This is a genomic window from Neobacillus sp. DHD-1R, assembly GCF_057747995.1.
In genome coordinates, this window is sequence record NZ_CM173232.1 from 2,130,715 (window position 1) to 2,148,529 (window position 17,815).

Annotated in this window: 18 protein-coding genes and 1 other annotated feature; of the genes, 14 read left to right on the forward strand and 4 right to left on the reverse strand. The window is 38.8% G+C overall.

Annotated features, from left to right (window positions below; all coding sequences use genetic code 11):
- Positions 1-2: 2 nt before the first annotated feature.
- Positions 3-464: a MarR family winged helix-turn-helix transcriptional regulator gene (locus tag AC3ANL_RS10215; protein ID WP_488329101.1), complete on the reverse strand. Its 462-nt coding sequence runs from the start codon at positions 462-464 to the stop codon at positions 3-5.
- 233 nt (positions 465-697) lie between these two features.
- Between AC3ANL_RS10215 and AC3ANL_RS10220 the strand changes: the two genes are divergently transcribed.
- From AC3ANL_RS10220 to AC3ANL_RS10245, 6 genes are all read left to right on the forward strand, one after another.
- On the forward strand, positions 698-1,672 hold the full coding sequence (locus tag AC3ANL_RS10220) for an efflux RND transporter periplasmic adaptor subunit (protein ID WP_488329102.1): 975 nt from the start codon (positions 698-700) through the stop codon (positions 1,670-1,672).
- On the forward strand, positions 1,672-2,382 hold the full coding sequence (locus AC3ANL_RS10225; RefSeq protein WP_488329103.1) for an ABC transporter ATP-binding protein: 711 nt from the start codon (positions 1,672-1,674) through the stop codon (positions 2,380-2,382). Before AC3ANL_RS10220 ends, AC3ANL_RS10225 begins: the two co-directional genes overlap by 1 nt.
- Entirely contained in the window at positions 2,360-3,526 is a 1,167-nt protein-coding gene (locus AC3ANL_RS10230) for an ABC transporter permease (RefSeq protein WP_488329104.1), read from the forward strand. The genes AC3ANL_RS10225 and AC3ANL_RS10230 overlap by 23 nt, the downstream gene beginning before the upstream one ends.
- Before the next feature lie 86 nt (positions 3,527-3,612).
- Positions 3,613-4,284, forward strand: a complete 672-nt coding sequence (locus AC3ANL_RS10235; RefSeq protein ID WP_488329105.1) for a response regulator transcription factor — start codon at positions 3,613-3,615, stop codon at positions 4,282-4,284.
- Positions 4,285-4,293: 9 nt separating this feature from the next.
- Positions 4,294-5,556, forward strand: coding sequence for a sensor histidine kinase (locus AC3ANL_RS10240; protein WP_488329106.1), 1,263 nt, complete (start codon positions 4,294-4,296; stop codon positions 5,554-5,556).
- A 114-nt stretch (positions 5,557-5,670) separates the two neighbouring features.
- Positions 5,671-6,219, forward strand: coding sequence for a PepSY-associated TM helix domain-containing protein (locus AC3ANL_RS10245; RefSeq protein ID WP_488329107.1), 549 nt, complete (start codon positions 5,671-5,673; stop codon positions 6,217-6,219).
- Positions 6,220-6,302: 83 nt separating this feature from the next.
- Here AC3ANL_RS10245 and AC3ANL_RS10250 read toward each other — a convergent pair whose 3' ends face one another.
- Positions 6,303-7,193: a cupredoxin domain-containing protein gene (locus tag AC3ANL_RS10250; RefSeq protein WP_488329108.1), complete on the reverse strand. Its 891-nt coding sequence runs from the start codon at positions 7,191-7,193 to the stop codon at positions 6,303-6,305.
- A gap of 622 nt (positions 7,194-7,815) precedes the next feature.
- Positions 7,816-8,035, forward strand: a binding site (T-box leader).
- Positions 8,036-8,158: 123 nt separating this feature from the next.
- Here AC3ANL_RS10250 and proS point away from each other — a divergent pair.
- Both proS and AC3ANL_RS10260 read left to right on the forward strand, forming a co-directional pair.
- Positions 8,159-9,589, forward strand: coding sequence for a proline--tRNA ligase (gene proS / locus AC3ANL_RS10255; RefSeq protein ID WP_488329109.1), 1,431 nt, complete (start codon positions 8,159-8,161; stop codon positions 9,587-9,589).
- A gap of 210 nt (positions 9,590-9,799) precedes the next feature.
- Positions 9,800-10,363 (forward strand): GNAT family N-acetyltransferase, encoded by a 564-nt coding sequence (locus AC3ANL_RS10260; protein ID WP_488329110.1) that lies wholly within the window; start codon positions 9,800-9,802, stop codon positions 10,361-10,363.
- 225 nt (positions 10,364-10,588) lie between these two features.
- On the opposite strand, the gene AC3ANL_RS10265 is transcribed toward AC3ANL_RS10260, so the two are convergent.
- On the reverse strand, positions 10,589-11,176 hold the full coding sequence (locus AC3ANL_RS10265) for a YdcF family protein (RefSeq protein WP_488329111.1): 588 nt from the start codon (positions 11,174-11,176) through the stop codon (positions 10,589-10,591).
- Between the two features lie 165 nt (positions 11,177-11,341).
- Between AC3ANL_RS10265 and AC3ANL_RS10270 the strand changes: the two genes are divergently transcribed.
- Positions 11,342-12,007: a vWA domain-containing protein gene (locus AC3ANL_RS10270; RefSeq protein ID WP_488329112.1), complete on the forward strand. Its 666-nt coding sequence runs from the start codon at positions 11,342-11,344 to the stop codon at positions 12,005-12,007.
- A gap of 28 nt (positions 12,008-12,035) precedes the next feature.
- Here AC3ANL_RS10270 and AC3ANL_RS10275 read toward each other — a convergent pair whose 3' ends face one another.
- Entirely contained in the window at positions 12,036-12,893 is an 858-nt protein-coding gene (locus AC3ANL_RS10275; protein ID WP_488329113.1) for a DegV family protein, read from the reverse strand.
- Positions 12,894-13,180: 287 nt separating this feature from the next.
- Here AC3ANL_RS10275 and hmpA point away from each other — a divergent pair, with 287 nt between their 5' ends.
- From hmpA to AC3ANL_RS10300, 5 genes are all read left to right on the forward strand, one after another.
- A complete protein-coding gene (hmpA, locus tag AC3ANL_RS10280) occupies positions 13,181-14,395 on the forward strand; it encodes an NO-inducible flavohemoprotein (RefSeq protein WP_488329114.1) in 1,215 nt (404 codons plus the stop codon).
- Positions 14,396-14,593: 198 nt separating this feature from the next.
- Entirely contained in the window at positions 14,594-15,370 is a 777-nt protein-coding gene (locus tag AC3ANL_RS10285) for an SGNH/GDSL hydrolase family protein (RefSeq protein ID WP_488329115.1), read from the forward strand.
- 13 nt (positions 15,371-15,383) lie between these two features.
- The gene (locus AC3ANL_RS10290; RefSeq protein WP_488329116.1) at positions 15,384-16,298 is read left to right on the forward strand and encodes an ABC transporter ATP-binding protein; all 915 of its coding nucleotides are present in this window, start codon (positions 15,384-15,386) and stop codon (positions 16,296-16,298) included.
- Entirely contained in the window at positions 16,291-17,271 is a 981-nt protein-coding gene (locus AC3ANL_RS10295) for an ABC transporter permease (RefSeq protein WP_488329117.1), read from the forward strand. The genes AC3ANL_RS10290 and AC3ANL_RS10295 overlap by 8 nt, the downstream gene beginning before the upstream one ends.
- A gap of 141 nt (positions 17,272-17,412) precedes the next feature.
- On the forward strand, positions 17,413-17,781 hold the full coding sequence (locus tag AC3ANL_RS10300) for a VOC family protein (protein WP_488329118.1): 369 nt from the start codon (positions 17,413-17,415) through the stop codon (positions 17,779-17,781).
- The last annotated feature ends 34 nt before the right edge of the window (positions 17,782-17,815 follow it).

Genomic DNA, 17,815 nt, shown 5'->3' on the forward strand with positions numbered 1-17,815 from the left:
GACTATTCCCCCTGTTCTTCCTTTTTCTTGGTGTCTAAAATAAGAGCCAGCTTTTCGTACGTATTGATAAAATTTTTAATTTCAGCTTCATCAAATTGTGTAATGATGGATTCTACCAGTAATCGGATTTTTTCTTGGCAATTTTGAAAAAGCATATTTCCTTCCTTTGTTAAGGTTAAGTAAACGACTCTTCTGTCGCTTTCATCTCGAGTTCGTTCAATGAGGTTCCTGTCGACCATGCGATTGATAATAGCTGTGATGGCGCTTTTATTCACTTCAAAAGCATCGGCCAATTCTGATGAAGTACATTCTCCAGCCTGTGAAATATACCTCAATATGTAGTGCTGGTCATTGGTTAGTTCGGTACTTATTTGCCCTTTAATTAATGCTTCGCCTTTTTTATGAACCTGAAAAGATACAGATACATAACGGTTAATCAAATCTTGGATGATGTGGTTATCCATTTTAATTACACCTTCTTTGTAAAATTAGTTAAACTCTTTAACTATTCATGTGTTTAACTATAATTCATGAGGGATTTACCGTCAATGCTTTCCTTAAGGAAAAGTTAAGGAACAAACCTAATAATAAGCTTATCCAAATGAAGCGCGTTAATGGCTGTGAAAGTAATTACCGGTTGCGCTATAAGTTATCATGTCCTGAAAATGCATTCAGGCAAGAAAAGGAGCAGGCCCAAATGAAAAAATGGATTTTAATAACAGTAGGTGTACTAGTAGTTGGTTTTGTCGGATACCAATGGTATTCAGCAAAAACGAGTTCACAACCTACCACTGCACAGGTACGGACCTCAGTTGTTCAAAAAGGGACGTTAGAAGTAAAAATCAGTGGGTCAGGAACAGTTCAGGCTGTTACCAGCGAAGATATTAAGTCAATTATGAATAACGATGAGATTGACGAAGTATTAGTCGGGGCAGGGGAGCAGGTTAAAGAGGGCGATGAATTGATTACCTTTACAGATGGCAGTGACCCGATTACAGCACCTGCAGATGGGACTGTTACAACTGTTGCCGTTGCCGGGGGCGAACGGGTTACCTCTGGACAAGTGGTCGGTCATGTAACCAACTATCAAGACCTGCAAACAGTCGTTCAAATCGATGAACTCGATATTACCAAAATAAAAGAAGGTCAGTCTGTTAGTCTAAAAGTAAATGCATACCCTGATCAAACCTTTACAGGAAAAGTAACGTCTGTGGCAAAAGAAGGGATATCCTCTAATGGAGTTTCCACCTTCGATGTTAGTATCCATATTGATAAACCTGATAATCTTAAAGTTGGTATGAGTGTAGAGGCAAGCATTTTAACTGCAAGTAAACAAGATGCCCTTTATGTACCCTTGGATGCTGTTCATACGTCAAATGGTGAAAAATATGTCCTAACCATTGCCTCCGAATCAGGAAATCAAAGTGCAGGAACCGAGCAAAAAACAGTAAAAACAGGATTGGCAAATGAAGATTATGTAGAAATTACCGAGGGTCTTTCAGAAGGTGAAACCGTTCAATTACCGCAATTAGCTAAAGCAACTTCGGCCAATAATCAAAATAGAGCTATGCAAGGCGGAGGCTTTGGCGGCGGATTCGGCGGAATGAGTAATGCTGGAGGTATGAACCGCAGTGGCGGGGCAGGTCAGTTTGGTGGGAGGAGTGGAAACTAATGGGCAATCCTATCATTCAAATTAGTAATCTGATGAAAACGTATAAGCTTGGTGGGGAAACGGTCAATGCGTTAAATAATGTTTCTTTAACTATTGATCAAGGTGAATTTTTGGCCATAATTGGTCCCTCGGGTTCAGGGAAATCGACATTAATGAATATGATTGGCTGCTTGGACAGACCCCAATCTGGTACCTATTTATTGGATGGTAAGGATATCGGGAAAATGAATGATAATCAATTAGCTACCATCCGAAATCAAAAAATAGGATTTATTTTTCAAAACTTTAACCTGTTAACAAAATTATCTGCTTTAGAAAACGTAGAATTGCCTATGTTATATAGAGGGGTTCCGGCAAAAGAACGCCGTGAAAGGGCCATAGAGGGCTTAAGCAAGGTTGGCTTGAAAGAACGGGCAGGCCATTTACCCTCGCAACTATCAGGAGGTCAACAACAACGGGTTGCCATTGCCAGAGCGCTTGTGGGTCAACCGGCCATTCTCCTGGCTGATGAACCGACGGGTGCTCTCGATAGCAAAACGAGTAAGGAAATTCTCCAAGTGATGAAACAATTGAATGAATTAGGTCATACCATTATTTTAATCACTCATGATCTAGCCATTGCAAAACAAGCAAAACGAATGGTCACCATCCAAGATGGGCAATTACAGGAAAATGGAGGTGAACTCATTGGGAATATTGCAATCTATTAAAATGGCACTCAAAAGTATCAAGAGTAATAAACTAAGGTCTGCTTTAACTATGCTGGGCATGATTATCGGAGTTTCATCCGTGATCATTTTAGTCTCGATTGCCCAGGGATCTACAAAAAATGTGACAAGCCAGATTAATCAGTTGGGGACAAATTTATTAACCATTAATACGTTTGGCACAGATTTAGCTTTAACAGAGGATAAAATTAGTAAGCTTAGTGAGTTAAACGGGGTCAAAGCAGTGTCACCTGTTGTCTCGGGACGTGTGAATGTTAAAAAAGATCGAACTTCCTCTCAAGTTAGCTTAACCGGTACCAATGCTGCTTATTCAACCGTCCGTGATGCAAAGGTAAGTGCAGGGCGATTTATCACTGACCTTGATATCGAGTATCGGCAAAAAATTGCCGTAATTGGCTCTGACACGGCATCTGCCTTTTTTGGAGCAGAAAACCCTGTAGGTCAATATCTGCAAATTGAGGGAACTTCATTTAAAGTGGTAGGAGTTTTGGCTTCTAAAGGGAGCTCTTTGGGGCAAAGTGGAGACAATGTTGTCATCGTCCCAATCAGCACTGGTCAGCGTTTAGTAAAAAGCACGACGATAAATCAGGTGTATCTACAAGGAAAAAGTGAGGATCAAATGGATTTTGTCATGAATGAGGTTGAAATGGCGATGGCTTCCCTCTATCCAAACAAGAGTGATTCCTATAGTGTCACGAACCAGCAGGATATTATGGATACCATGAGTTCTGTTTCCGATACGATGACGATGATGTTAGGCGGAATTTCCAGTATTTCCTTACTCGTGGGCGGCATCGGAATCATGAATATCATGCTCGTATCTGTTTCAGAACGAACGAAGGAAATCGGAATTCGGAAAGCAATCGGTGCAAAACGGCGAGATGTGCTTTTACAATTCTTGATTGAAGCAGTCGTTTTAAGTGGTGTTGGAGGAATGATTGGGGTAATAGCAGGATTGGGAATAGGTCAGCTCGTATCATCACTATTTAATTTGAGCGTTTCCTTCTCTTCGTCCATTATGATATTTTCGTTCTTGTTCTCGTTAGTAGTCGGAGTTGTTTTTGGCGTATTTCCAGCCAATAAAGCATCGAAGTTAAATCCTATCCAAGCCTTACGATACGAATAAGGGAAAATCTAGCGGCTCCGCACTATTGCGGCCGCTTTGTTTCCTATATAATGAAATGAATACCCTTTTCAAGAGGAGAGAATGAGTTGCGATTATTAGTAGTAGAGGATAACCTTCCCTTGCTGGAATCCATAGTTCAGCTTTTATCAGATGAATTCGAAATAGACCAAGCATCGGATGGGGAAGAAGCCTTGTTTTTAGCTATGCAAAATATTCATGATGCAATTGTTTTAGATGTCATGATTCCAGAGATTGATGGCTTCCAAGTGTTACAGACGATAAGGAAAGAAGGATTAAAAATACCTGTGCTCTTCCTTACAGCTAGAGATTCCTTAGAAGATCGAGTAAAGGGATTAGATAGCGGTGGCGATGATTATTTAGTTAAGCCTTTCCAAGCAGCCGAATTAAAGGCAAGAATTCGCGCATTATTGCGGAGAAGTGGAAGCTTAACAACCAATCAAACGATTCAATATCGAGGCATTGAGTTATTAGGAAAAGAACGGGAAATTATCGTGGATGGCGAGCAGATAAAGCTTACAGCCAAGCAATATGAACTGTTAGAGTATTTGATTACTAACAAAGGTGCAATTTTAACGAAAGAGCAAATATATGATCGTATTTGGGGCTTCGACTCTGATACGACGGTCGCAATCGTAGAGGTATTCATGCATCATCTACGAAAAAAACTAGAACCTTTTGGTTACCATGCTGATATTAAAACCATCCGCGGCGTCGGCTACATGCTGAATGAAGAATAGGAGCACCTCATGTTTCGTCAAACCCATATCAAACTTACATTATTAAATTCATTGGTTGTCATTGTGTTAATCAGCATACTCGGCGGCATTGTTTATTTTTATACGGAAAATAGGTTATATAAGGATGTAAACCAGTCCTTACTTGATTCTGCAGAGCATCTACAACAGCAGCCTAAAGATCCGGACGATCTACATCAAAATAATAGGGTGGTTGCCCCTAGGTTCGAACGCAGAGATCCAAGGATCGTGACATTAATCTGGGATGAAAACAAGCAGCTGTTAGCCGAAGGAAACCGAGATTCACAGCTTTTTCAAGATAATGAGAAACTCATTCGTCCGAAAAAATTAAACAGCCTGCAGGATGTTGATGTAGAAAACTATTCGTTTAGATATGTAGCCTTCGAGGTAGTGCATCCTCAATTTGGCAAATTAACAGTTCAATTTATTCGTAATGTAAATTCAGAGAACGAATTATTAGACCGGCTTTTGTTAATTATGTTAATTGGCTGTGGGGTCGGGATAATTTGCGCGATTGCCTCTGGTTATTTTTTAGCCGGCAGGGCTTTAGTACCGATTAAAAAAGCTTGGCAGAAGCAGCAGGAGTTTGTTTCGGATGCATCGCATGAGTTAAGAACACCGTTAGCAGTCATTCAGGCAAAGACAGATATACTGTTTCGTTCTCCAGCTGCAACGGTCCAGGAAAAAATAATCGACATTTCAACCATATCGAATGAATCAAGACGACTTTCCAAACTCGTTACTAATTTATTGACACTTGCTAGATCTGATTCTAATCAAATTGAAATGAAAAAGTCCTCCTTTCAATTGGATGAACTTTTAAAAGAAATCATTCTACAGTATGAAGAAATTGCGATGTATCAAGAAAAATCACTTAGATTAAAAGCTCCAGAACCAGTAAAGTTTTTGGCAGATAAAGAACGTATTCACCAGTTGATTGTGATTCTATTAGACAACGCGATTAAGTATACAAAAGAGGGCGGTGAGATTCTGCTTTCTTGCACACAAACTCATTCCTCTATTTTCTTTCAGGTAGAGGATAACGGGATCGGCATCCCCGAAAAGGATATCCCAAAAATCTTTGATCGATTTTATCAGAGTGACAAGGCAAGGACAGCTGCAGAAGGAACCGGATTGGGCTTGTCGATTGCAAAATGGATTATTGAAAAACATCATGGTAAAACTAAGGTTCATAGTATCCTAGGCAAGGGAACAAAAATTGAAATCATATTTCCCAAGGCACAAAAAAATTAGGGTACTTCTTCATGATAAGTTAAGAAAATCTTAAGGAAACCCCTTCATAATGTGTTTATCCATATTGAATAAGCACATTTTGTGAATCATGAATTTTGAAGGGAGAATTCTGAAATGAAGAAAACGCGAAAGGCACACTTATGGATCGGCTTAATTGCGTCAATTTTTATCTTCTTGGAGTCGATGACAGGGCTATTAATGAATGAACCGTGGTTAATCGGGCAAACACAAATTGAAGGCGGTAAAGGCAATTTCCAACCAGGCCAATTTAACCGTGGCCAATTTAATCAGGGACAAGCAGGACAAGGTATGACATCGGATTCTGGCCAAGCCTCTGGGCAAATGCAACGCCAGAATAATGGTCAGGCCCAGGGACAAACGGGCTCAAATGAAAATGGGCAATTCCAAGGTCCACCATCTGGCTTTAGCGGGAATCGAAACTTTCCTGATGGAATCCGAGGGGAAGGGATGGGACAAGTGTCGTTTATGAGTACAATTCGTGGTCTTCACGAAGGAAGAATTGGCACCACAAATGTAAAGTGGCTCATTGATCTCGTTGCTATTGCGATGATTGCTTTAACAGGGACAGGTATCTATTTATCCATCAAAGTACTACGTGCCGAGGGAAAAAGAAAAAAACGTCAAGCAGAATTTGTAAGCTAATGTAAAAGAAGATGTCATAAAACAAAGGGTCAACCCTCACAACCTCAATATATTGAGTGCTAATCGTGAGGGCAGACCCTTTTTTATTCAACAATAATCGTTCCTTTAAACATTTGCATTCCACAGCTAAAGGTATATTCACCTGATTTATCAGGGGTAAAGGTGAGAGTTGTTGTCCCAGTTTTAAGGTTAACATTGTTAATATTAAAATCGGGGATCATAAAGGTAGATAAGCAACTATCTTTTAACGGATTTTTAATTTCCAATTCGACGGGAACTCCCTTTTTTACCCTGATAACATTTGGCGTATAACCTGTTTCTGTTACAAGCATTTTTACTTTTGGCGTGCTTTGGTTCGTTACATCGACTTCTGTTTTCGTAACTTTTTGATTGCTCGTTCCTTGTTGGGCTTGTGCCTGAGCAGGTTCATCTTGACCGGGAATTTTCACCATATTACTGCTATACATAAATAAAAACAAGGAGACGAGCACAAGCCCTCCTGCGATAATGGCAAAAGGTGAAAGTTCTTGCGTATCGATAGAGAATTTTTTGTTCGTCATAACGTGAATATAAATGATAACAAATCCAATAATGACAATATAAAAACCTAGTAAAATGCCGAGTAATATCGTTGGGTTAATGAATTGAAGAAAAACTCCAAGAATAGCCCCATTAATCCCACCCATTAAACCAGCAATAGAGCCCATTAATATTGCCAATAAACCAATCGGATGACCCGCTAAGAAACCAATGACAAAACCGATAATCATGCTGACACCAACGACTAAAAAAGTCTCACCAGAAGTAATACCAATAATACTGCCAGCTAGTAAGCCGGTTATCACAGCAATAACCATGCTGATCATGATTCCCGGAGTGTTATTCAACAGGTTTTTATGACGGTATTCAAGAAAAATAGAATAGCCAGTGCCAATCGCAACAAAAACTGCTGAAATAATTGAAAAAATACTCATCTAATAATCTCCCCATATGGCTTTTTGAAATAAACAACATATGAGTATTATAAATTTAAATATCCAATAGAAATTTGTATTTTTAGTGATTTATTTGAACATTTTATGAATATTGAGTGGTGGACATGTCATGGAGGTTATAAAAGGCTGTTTAATCCTTTTGTTCTAATATCAGAATTTATAAGTGTTGACTTCGAGAATTGTCTAGCTCCAGCGCCCTAGCGGCTAGTGTCCTTCGCTTTCCGCCCTACGATAAGTCAACATCGAATCGCCTCCGGCTCTTCGTGTTTCCTTTATCTCAGTTGGAGCGCTCCAGGCCATACGCCGCTGAACAGGGCGCTTGCGCTTTTCTTATTTATCAAGCGTATTTTTATAAATTCTTTTGAGGGCTTCATTTTGTAATTTGATGTATTCCAATAGTAAATCTTTTTCCTCTTCCTCCTGTTCAATCTCATCTTTTTTATCTAACATAGTGGTCACCCCAATTTTTATATACCTCGCATTTTACCTGAATTATCATTGTGAATAAAGTGGAATGCCTCATTTTTTCCTTTTCATAATATACAAAATAAAAATAAATTTGACATTTATTATTAGGAAATATATAATTTTCAAAAATACTATTGAAACTATGATGAGGATTAGTAAATTGAAAGGGTCTTACTAAGAGAGGAAACCAGTTGGTGTGAGGTTTCTTAAGACGTTCATTCGAACCTGCCTCTGAGTTCTGTATCGGATTAATTTTTGAAGATACATGCGGATAAAGTCCGTTATCATGGAGAGAGTATAAAGCTATTTGCTTTATGAATTTAGGGTGGTACCGCCAGGCCTTGGTCCCTTGTTAGGATCAAGGCCTTTTTATGTTCAAAAAAGCGAAATCCATACGCCGCTGTGCGGTGGAATTGGCTAATTCTCAAAATGAAAATTTAGTCTTTTCTTTTAAAAAAAATAATGAGGTGTCAAAAATGGCAAAGGAATTTGTAAAAGATGTTACTAGCATGGACGAGGACTTCGCCCAATGGTATACAGATGTAGTCACAAAAGCTGATTTAATTGATTATTCAAGTGTTCGCGGTTCAATGATTATCCGCCCTTATGGATTTGCCCTCTGGGATAATATTAAAAATGAATTGGATCGCCGCATTAAAGAAACAGGACATGAAAATGTTTATATGCCTTTATTCATTCCTGAAAGCTTGCTGCAAAAGGAAAAAGATCATGTTGAAGGCTTTGCTCCTGAAGTTGCTTGGGTTACTCATGGAGGATCGGAACCATTAGCAGAAAGATTGGTCGTTCGACCAACATCTGAGGTGTTATTCTGCGAGCATTATAGTAATATCATTCACTCCTATCGTGATTTACCAAAATTATATAACCAATGGGCAAACGTGGTTCGCTGGGAAAAAACGACTCGTCCATTCCTACGGACATTAGAGTTTTTATGGCAGGAAGGTCATACAGCTCATGCCACTGATGAAGAAGCCATGGAAGAAACAATTAAGATGCTTAATGTTTATGCTTCCATTTGTGAAGAGATTCTTGCTATTCCAGTTGTGAAAGGGCAAAAGACTGAGAAAGAAAAGTTTGCAGGAGCTAAAGCTACCTTTACGATTGAAAGCTTAATGCATGATGGAAAGGCATTGCAATCAGGTACTTCCCATCACTTTGGCACAGGCTTTGCCGAGGCATTTGGAATTCAGTACACCGATAAAGAAGGAAAACTGCAGTATGTACACCAAACATCTTGGGGGTTCACGACAAGAATTATTGGTGCATTAATCATGGTCCATGGGGATGACCGTGGTCTAGTGATTCCACCAAAAGCAGCTCCTACACAGGTGATGATTGTTCCAATCGCACAGCACAAAGAAGGCGTTCTAGACTTTGCATATGAATTAAAAAATTCGCTAGGACAAGTGGCTCGTGTGGGTATTGATGCAAGTGATAAAAAGCCAGGCTGGAAGTTCAATGAATACGAAATGAAGGGTATTCCTGTTCGTCTTGAAGTTGGACCAAAAGACATTGAAAACAAACAAGTTGTATTGGTAAGAAGGGATACGTTAGAGAAGGTAATCGTTCCTCTTGAGCAATTAGAAGCAAAGCTTATAGAATTATTGGATGATATTCAAACAAACCTTTACAATAAAGCATTGAAGCATCGCGAAGAAAGAACGTCTGTAGCGGTAACTCTTTCTGAATTAAAAGAAACGCTGGAAGCGAAACCTGGATTTATCAAGGCAATGTGGTGTGGTGACCTAGCCTGTGAAGAAAAAATCAAAGAAGAAACAGGTGCAACTTCACGCTGTATGCCATTTGAGCAAGAACAGTTGTCTGAGCAATGTGTTTGCTGTGGAAAAGACGCAAAACAAATGGTTTATTGGGCAAAAGCTTACTAAAAATACCGATTTATTAGGGCTCTTCCGATATGGAAGGGTCTTTTTATTAGTATTTTTGTTGAATATTTACTGCCCATTTTTAAGTATCTGGTTTATCCGCGAATTTATATTTTTATCCGCGAATCAATCTTTTTCTAGACGAACCCAAAGAAAAAAGGAAATCTACATTTTTTATCGAATACTTTAATTTCAGAAAGGGGAAGAAGTCCTATGAAACCAATCTTGCTAGATTTTCCTGAAGAGTTTTACACGGAAAGATTGTTAATTAGAAAGCCAATGCCTGGTGACGGAAAAGCGGTCTTTGACGCCATGCAGGCATCATTAAATGAATTGAAAGCTTGGATGCCTTGGGCTCATAGAGAGCAATCGGAACAAGATGTAGAAGCTAATATGCGCGATGCCCATGCGAAGTTTTTAACAAGAGAAGACCTAAGACTTCATGTATTTAAAAAAGGGACTGGGGAATTCATTGGTTCCTCGGGATTGCATAGAATTAACTGGGATGTGCCAAAGGTTGAAATTGGTTATTGGATTGATACTCGTTATAGCGGAAATGGCTACATCACTGAAGCAGCTGAAGCTATAACAGAATTTGCATTTAGAGAGTTAAAAGCAAGAAGAGTAGAGATTCGGTGTGATGCTAGCAACACCAAAAGCCGTGCTATCCCGCAAAAATTAGGTTTTACCTTAGAAGGCATTTTAAAAAATGATAGTATTTCTGCCGATGGTAAAGAAATACGTGATACCTGTATTTTTGCAAAAGTACAATCATAATGAAAAGCGGAGGCGCCCTGGTCAGCGGTGTATGGCCTGGAGGCTCCAACTGAGATAAAGGAAACACGAAGAGCCGGAGGCGATTCGATGTTGACTTATCGTAGGGCGGAGAGCGAAGGACACTAGCCGCTAGGGCGCTGGAGCTAGACAATTTTCGAAGCCAAAACTTATAAATTCTTAAATAAAAAACGAAAACTCGACCACAATGTCGAGTTTTCTTTATGATTAATTTAGTAGATATTTTTTAAAATAATATTTTGTAATCGCTAAATATTCACGAGTATATGATTTGATAACAGCCATCCGAGGGGTTTTCGCTGGGAGTCCTTGTACATTTAAGCCCTGATCACGAGCAATCGATAGGGCACGATAGAGGTGAAAATTATTCGTTACCACTACTCCGAGCTTAGCATTAGCCGGAATCAGCTTTTTAGAAAAGTGAATATTTTCATATGTATCAGTGGAACGATCCTCTAAAATAATGCGAGATTCTTTAATGCCTTGACTCACTAATTCTCTCTTAATAGATTCCGCTTCAGAGATGTCCTCGCCAGGACCTTGGCCACCTGATGCAATAACAACTGTATTCTTGTTTTTCTTTAAATAGGTACCAGCTGCATTTATCCTGCTTGCAAAGGCCAATGAAGGAACCGTTCCTTTCACCCTTGCCCCCAAGACAATCAAATAGTCCGCATTTTGCGGAACTTCCATTTTACTATAATGGCTAATCTTTGATTGTAAAATCGTCATATAAATGAACCCAAGGACTACGAGAACTCCAAGCAATGCTAACACTCTTTTCTTATTTTTCATCAATTCAAATCCATTTCATGTTATTTTTTCAAATCCAATTAAACATATTATACAAAAGAATAGATAATCTGTGATTGCCTTTTAACATATTTTTCAAATGGAGTATAATAATAGAAGAAGTTATCTTTCTATTACTCGCATCAATTTATGAATGGAGGGGCTTTAATGTCGACAATTAATTTACTGAAAAAAACAGCAGGTGTTGTTTTAGAAAAGAAGCAACTTACGAATGTTGTGGCTCGAGTGGGGTTAGTGCTGGATATTTCCGGATCCATGAGGGGACTCTATAAAAATGGTACCGTCCAAAAAGTCGTGGAGCGGATCCTAGCGGTTGCCAGTCAATTTGATGATGATGGCACTTTGGATATTTGGGTTTATGATAATGAATTTTCTCGGTTAAAATCAGTTACTGAGAGGGATTTTGTCAACTATGTCGAGGAATACATATTAAACAATGATATGATTCATAAATTTGGGCGAAATGATGAACCTCCTGTCATGGAGGATGTAATAAAAAAATATACAATCGAAGCACCTTCAAAAGAACCTGCTTTTATCGTTTTTATTAATGATGGTGGCTGTAAAAGAACCATTAAGAAACCAGTAGTAGAGTCTTCGAAAAAGCCTATCTTTTGGCAATTTGTCGGAATTGGTAATTCCAATTTTGAAGTCCTTGAAAAATTAGATACAATGGAAGGCCGATTTGTCGATAATGCAAACTTTTTTCACATATTAGATATCGAAAAAACATCAGATGAAGAATTATATAACCAATTACTTAATGAGTTTCCTTCGTGGCTATCAGAAGCTAAAGCAAAGGGGATATTGTAAAAAATAAGGACTGATGAAAATCAGTCCTTTATTCACACACCCACGAAAGTCCAAGTGTCCCCACACCGGTATGGACTCCTGCCACCGTAATCAGCATCAATTTTTCTGTTTCTATGTTAGGGAAGATTTCGTTTATTTGTTTTTCAAACTCCGTCGCTCTTTTGAGGTCATTGGCATGGACAATAGCTGCCTTACGAACAGTTCTGGTATCAAGGTCTTCTTTTAATTTACTAACCAGCCATGCTAGCGCTTTCTTTTCGGTACGTACTTTTTCCTTTATTTTTGCTGCGCCGCCATCTTCTATCGATAAAATCGGTTTAATATTAAATAAAGAAGCTAGTATTTTTTGACTGCCAGAGACGCGGCCGCTTTTATGAAGTTGATCTAGATTAGATGGAACCAAATACAAACGCGTGTGTTCTCGTAATGTCTCTAATTGGGATATTACATCTTTTATATCCAGTCCTTGCTCAACTAGTTCGATTCCTTTTTTTATTAAAAAGGAAAGCGGATATGAACCGGTTTGTGAATCAATTGCAAACAGTTTAAAATCTTCCATTTCTGCTGCCATAATCGATGACTGATAGGTACCTGTTAAAGTACTTGATGCATGTATGGCAATTCCACAGTCATAGTCTTCCTTTAATTGACGATATAGTACTACAAAGTCATTAATCGAAGGCTGGGAAGACTGAAATTTCCCTTCTTCATTCTTCATTCGATCATAAAATTCCTGTGCAGAAATATCAATTGTTTCTTTGTAAAATTCATCATTAATTACAACGTGCAGGGGAATAACATGTATATGGTGTTCCTCAATAAATTCTTTGCTGAGCGAAGCAGTAGTATCAGTAATCCAGGCTATTTTTGCTTTGTTCATAATCATTTTTTCCTCCAGTTGATGCTCTTAATATGCCATTCCCTATGAAGAATCTCAGGCATTGATAACTTACTAAAACGATACAAGATTGGATACTAGACTACTAGTTATATTTGTCATGTTTAAAAGTGAACAATCTGTGAAGTTTCTGAGACAGCGTTATGATTAATGGTACTTTTCCTTGTTCAAATTATTCAAAAATAATAAAGTGTGATCTAAATCACTTAATAGCTATCCTTTATTTAATATAATCACTATAGAAATAGTGAAAACTACTTAAAGGAGTGTTTTTAGTGTTAGATCAAAAAACAATTGAAATTATTAAATCAACTGTACCGGTACTCGAACAATATGGAGAAATGATTACCACTCGGTTTTATCAATTGATGTTTGGCAATCATCCTGAATTATTAAATATCTTTAATCATGCCAATCAAAAAAAGGGCAGACAGCAAAAAGCACTAGCAGCAACTGTTTATGCTGCAGCCAAATATATCGACCAGCTCGAAACCATTCTTCCTGTCGTTAAACAAATTGCCCACAAACATAGAAGTCTTGGTATAAAGCCAGAGCATTATCCAATTGTAGGGAAACATCTTTTATTGGCGATTAAAGATGTGTTAGGTGAAGCAGCAACAGACGAAATTATTGATGCTTGGGCGCAGGCCTATGGCGTTATTGCCGATGCCTTTATTAGTGTGGAAGCAGAGATGTATGACGAAGCGGCCCACCAGCATGGCGGTTGGGATGGTTTCCGCAACTTTACTGTTGACCGTAAAGTAGTCGAAAGTGATGTGATTACATCTTTCTATTTAAAACCAGAGGATCATCGTGCGATTGCAGATTTTATTCCAGGTCAATATATTAGTATTAAACTAGAGATTGAAGGGGAAGCATTCACACATATCCGCCAATACAGTCTTTCAGATGCTCCTGGTAAAGACTATTACCGAATTAGTGTGAAGCGAGAAGCAGGAAGCACGAATCCTGACGGTATGGTGTCCAATTATTTACACACAGGTGTAAATGAAGGGGATATTCTTAAAGTAAGTGCTCCAGCCGGGGATTTTGTTCTTGATATGGAAAAAAATACACCGGTTGTGTTTCTAAGTGGTGGTGTAGGGCTTACACCAATGATGAGCATGTTAAAAACAGTGGTGGACAATCAACCAGAACGTCAGGTAACGTTTATTCATGCGGCTGCAAACAGCCATGTACATGCCCTAAGAGGTGAGGTGGAGGAGCTAGCTGCTAAGGAGCAAGTGAATTCATTTGTTTTTTATGATTCTCCAACTGAAGAGGATCGCAAGGACAATCGATTTGACGTTGAAGGCTATGTTACACGTCAGTGGTTGAACGACAATGTGGATCTTGAGAATGCAGACTTTTATTTCTGCGGTCCTGTTCCATTTATGAAGGCAATTAACGGCTCATTAAAAGATTTAGGGGTAAATGAAGAGAGAATCCACTTTGAGTTTTTTGGACCAAAGGGAAGTTTAGAAGAATAGAAGGATGTAAGTCGATTTCCAAAATGGAGGTCGGCTTTTTTTTGAACAAATTAGAAAAAACAAGGATATCGCACTTTAACTATAAAAGTTACCATTTATTGAATTTTTTTGGATTTAGCTCAAATCGGAGGTATTGAAAGTTTGTTTCAGTCAATAACTGTGATTAAATAATAGAAAAGGCCAGAAAGGATGTCCTTCATGAATAAGAATGTCATTCGTTCCATTACTGCCGTTGCGGTATTATTTTGCCTCCTCTGGCTGATTGGGCTTGGTTGGGCAGTAGGGGAATACTATGCTGGAAAGCCGGAAAAAATTCCGGAAACTAACGCGGTTAATAAAAAGGAAGAAAACAAAAAAGAGTTAACCATCGTCGCGTTAGGTGATTCACTAACGAGGGGTACAGGAGATGAGACTGGAAAAGGATATGTCGGCGTTTTAATGGATGAAATAAAGGACAGGACAAAGCGAAAGGTGCAGCTAACAAATCTAGGTATCATTGGTCAAAGATCGGATCAGCTCCGTAAACAAGTTCAAGAGCCTGAAGTGGGCCGCCAAATCAAACAAGCGGATATGGTGTTGGTGACGATTGGCGGGAACGATTTATTCCGGGGCGGTCAAGGTTTGGTTGATTTTAAGTCAGAAGCAATCGCTGCCATTGAAAAGAAATACCTTGATAACTTGAAATTTATCTTTGAACAAATTCGCAAGAACAATCCTAACGCAAATGTATTTTTTGTTGGTTTGTATAATCCTTTTATTGAGTTAGAACAAGGAAAAGAGATGTCGAAAGTCGTTCGTCATTGGAACTACGATAGTGCCGAAGTAAGTGCTGCCTTTCCTAAAGTCGTGTTCGTGCCAACGTTTGACTTGTTCGAGTTAAAGGTAAACGACTATCTATATTCAGACAAGTTTCACCCAAATTCAAAAGGGTATCGTTTAATTGCCGAACGAGTAGCTGCATTGCTCACCTGGTAAGGAGAGGAAATTGATGGAAAAGAAAATTACATTAGCAGTTAAGAATTTAAAAAAAGTGATTGGGAAGAGAGAAATTATTAAGGGCTTGACATTTGATTTACGTGAAGGGGAAGTGTTTGGATTTTTGGGTCCAAACGGCGCCGGAAAAACGACAACAATCCGAATGTTAGTGGGACTAATTAAACCGTCTGAGGGCAGTATTCATATTTGTGGTTACAACGTTGAGGAACAGTTTCAAGAGGCGATGGGCAACCTCGGTTGTATTGTGGAAAACCCAGAATTATATCCATATCTATCAGGTTATAATAATTTACTCCATTTCGCGCGAATGCTTGATGGAATTGGCAATGAACGAATCGAAGAGGTCACTAAACTAGTGGGTTTAACTGATCGGATTCATGATAAAGTAAAAACCTACTCTTTAGGGATGAGGCAGCGTCTCGGAATAGCCCAAGCATTATTGGGAAGACCAAAAGTGTTAATCCTTGATGAACCAACCAATGGGTTAGACCCAGCAGGTATCCGGGAAATGCGGCAATTTATCCGTTTTCTTGCTGAAGAGGAAGGTTTGAGTGTTCTTGTTTCAAGTCATTTATTAAGTGAAATACAATTATTGTGCGATCGAGTGGCAATTATTTCAAGAGGAACGATTATTCGAATTGCTACCGTCCAGCAACTCTTGGCAAATCGTGAAAGAGTGGAATGGCATATTACTCCGTTTGAAAGAGGAAAACATGTATTGAGCGTTCTTACAACCATTGAAGAAAAAGATAATGGGACGATTGTAACGGAATTTGATGAACTTAAGATACCAGAATGGAATAAACAACTAGTTGAAGCAGGTGTTTCAGTTACAGAAATGAATAGAAAAATGCCGGTGCTTGAAGATTTATTCCTCGAACTAACGGGTGGTGACACAATTGAATAATCTGGTCCAAAATGAAATGATGAAGGTTGTGGCCAAAAAGCGACTTGTCGTCATTGCGATGATTATCGGCGTACTTGTAGTGTTATTTACATATGCTCAATACAAACAGATTGAAACACAGCGAGAAAAATTAGGGACAAGTGATTGGCGTACAATCCTACAGCAGCAAATTGTCGATACCACAAACCGGTTAAGCAGCAGCAGAATAACAGATGAATGGAAGAAACAACTGCAAATTTCGTTACAGCAGCAACAATATTATCTTGACCATGATATCAATCCAACAGAGCCAGGTGCACCAACGTTTATGAGGATTTTTTTAGAAAACTCGATTGATTTATTTATTCCGCTGATGGTCATGGTGATTGCGAGCGATTTGGTATCCTCCGAACACAGTCAGGGATCAATTAAGCTTTTGTTGACGAGACCAGTGAAAAGATGGAAGATACTCTTAAGTAAATATATCACCCTGTGTCTAGCCATTTCGTTAATTATTGCTATAACGGGAATTCTATCTTATGTCATTTCGGGATTGATTTTTGGGTATAAAGGCTGGGGGGCACCCATCTTAACTGGTTTCAATGTGACAGATGCAGGATTAAATACCTCAGAAGTGAAGCTGCTCAGCTTATGGAAGTTTTTATTAATGGATTTTGGTCTTGTATGGTTAGTGGCAATTGTCGTGGGCACTTTATCCTTTATGCTATCTGTTTTAATTCGAAGTACAGCCGCGGGAATGGGTGTGATGCTTGCTGCTCTGATATCAGGAGCAATTCTAAGTAACATGGTATCCTCTTGGGAATCGGCTAAATACTTTTTTATGGTAAATTTACGATTAACGGATTATATGAAGGGGGCGGCTCCGCCCATAGAAGGAATGAACCTCTCGTTTTCAATGATGGTACTTTTTGTTTGGTGGGCTGCCGCATTATTTGTATCATTTTTTGTTTTTACTAAAAGAGATGTCTATTAACGTAAAGTGAATGTCCAAAAAGGGGTAACCCCGTGTTTTGGCACATTCACTTATTTTTTATCTAAAAAGGGATGAAATTTGATGGAATTTTTAAAATTTTGTAAAATAAGGGTGAGTTAGTACACTTCGGAGGTGTCTTATATGGCATTTGCATTAAAAAAATTTGATCATGTTCAACTTGCGGCCCCAAAAGGGTGTGAGGACGAGGCAAGAGGATTTTTTGCAGGTATTCTCGGCTTAACAGAGGTTGAAAAACCTGAGGAATTGAAAAAACGCGGTGGAGTTTGGTTTGAGTTTGGTCCATTTCAATTGCATATTGGAGTAGAGGAACCATTTACACCTGCTAAAAAAGCCCATCCAGCGATCGTCGTTGACAATATAGTTGGGTTAAAAATACGTCTGATGGAGAGTGGCATTGCATATACGGAGGATGACAACCTTCCGGGTGCAAGCAGAATTCATGTCTTTGACCCATTTGGAAATCGCCTTGAATTCTTAGAATGGGAATAAAGGATAAAAATAAATAATATCAAGAAATGAGCAG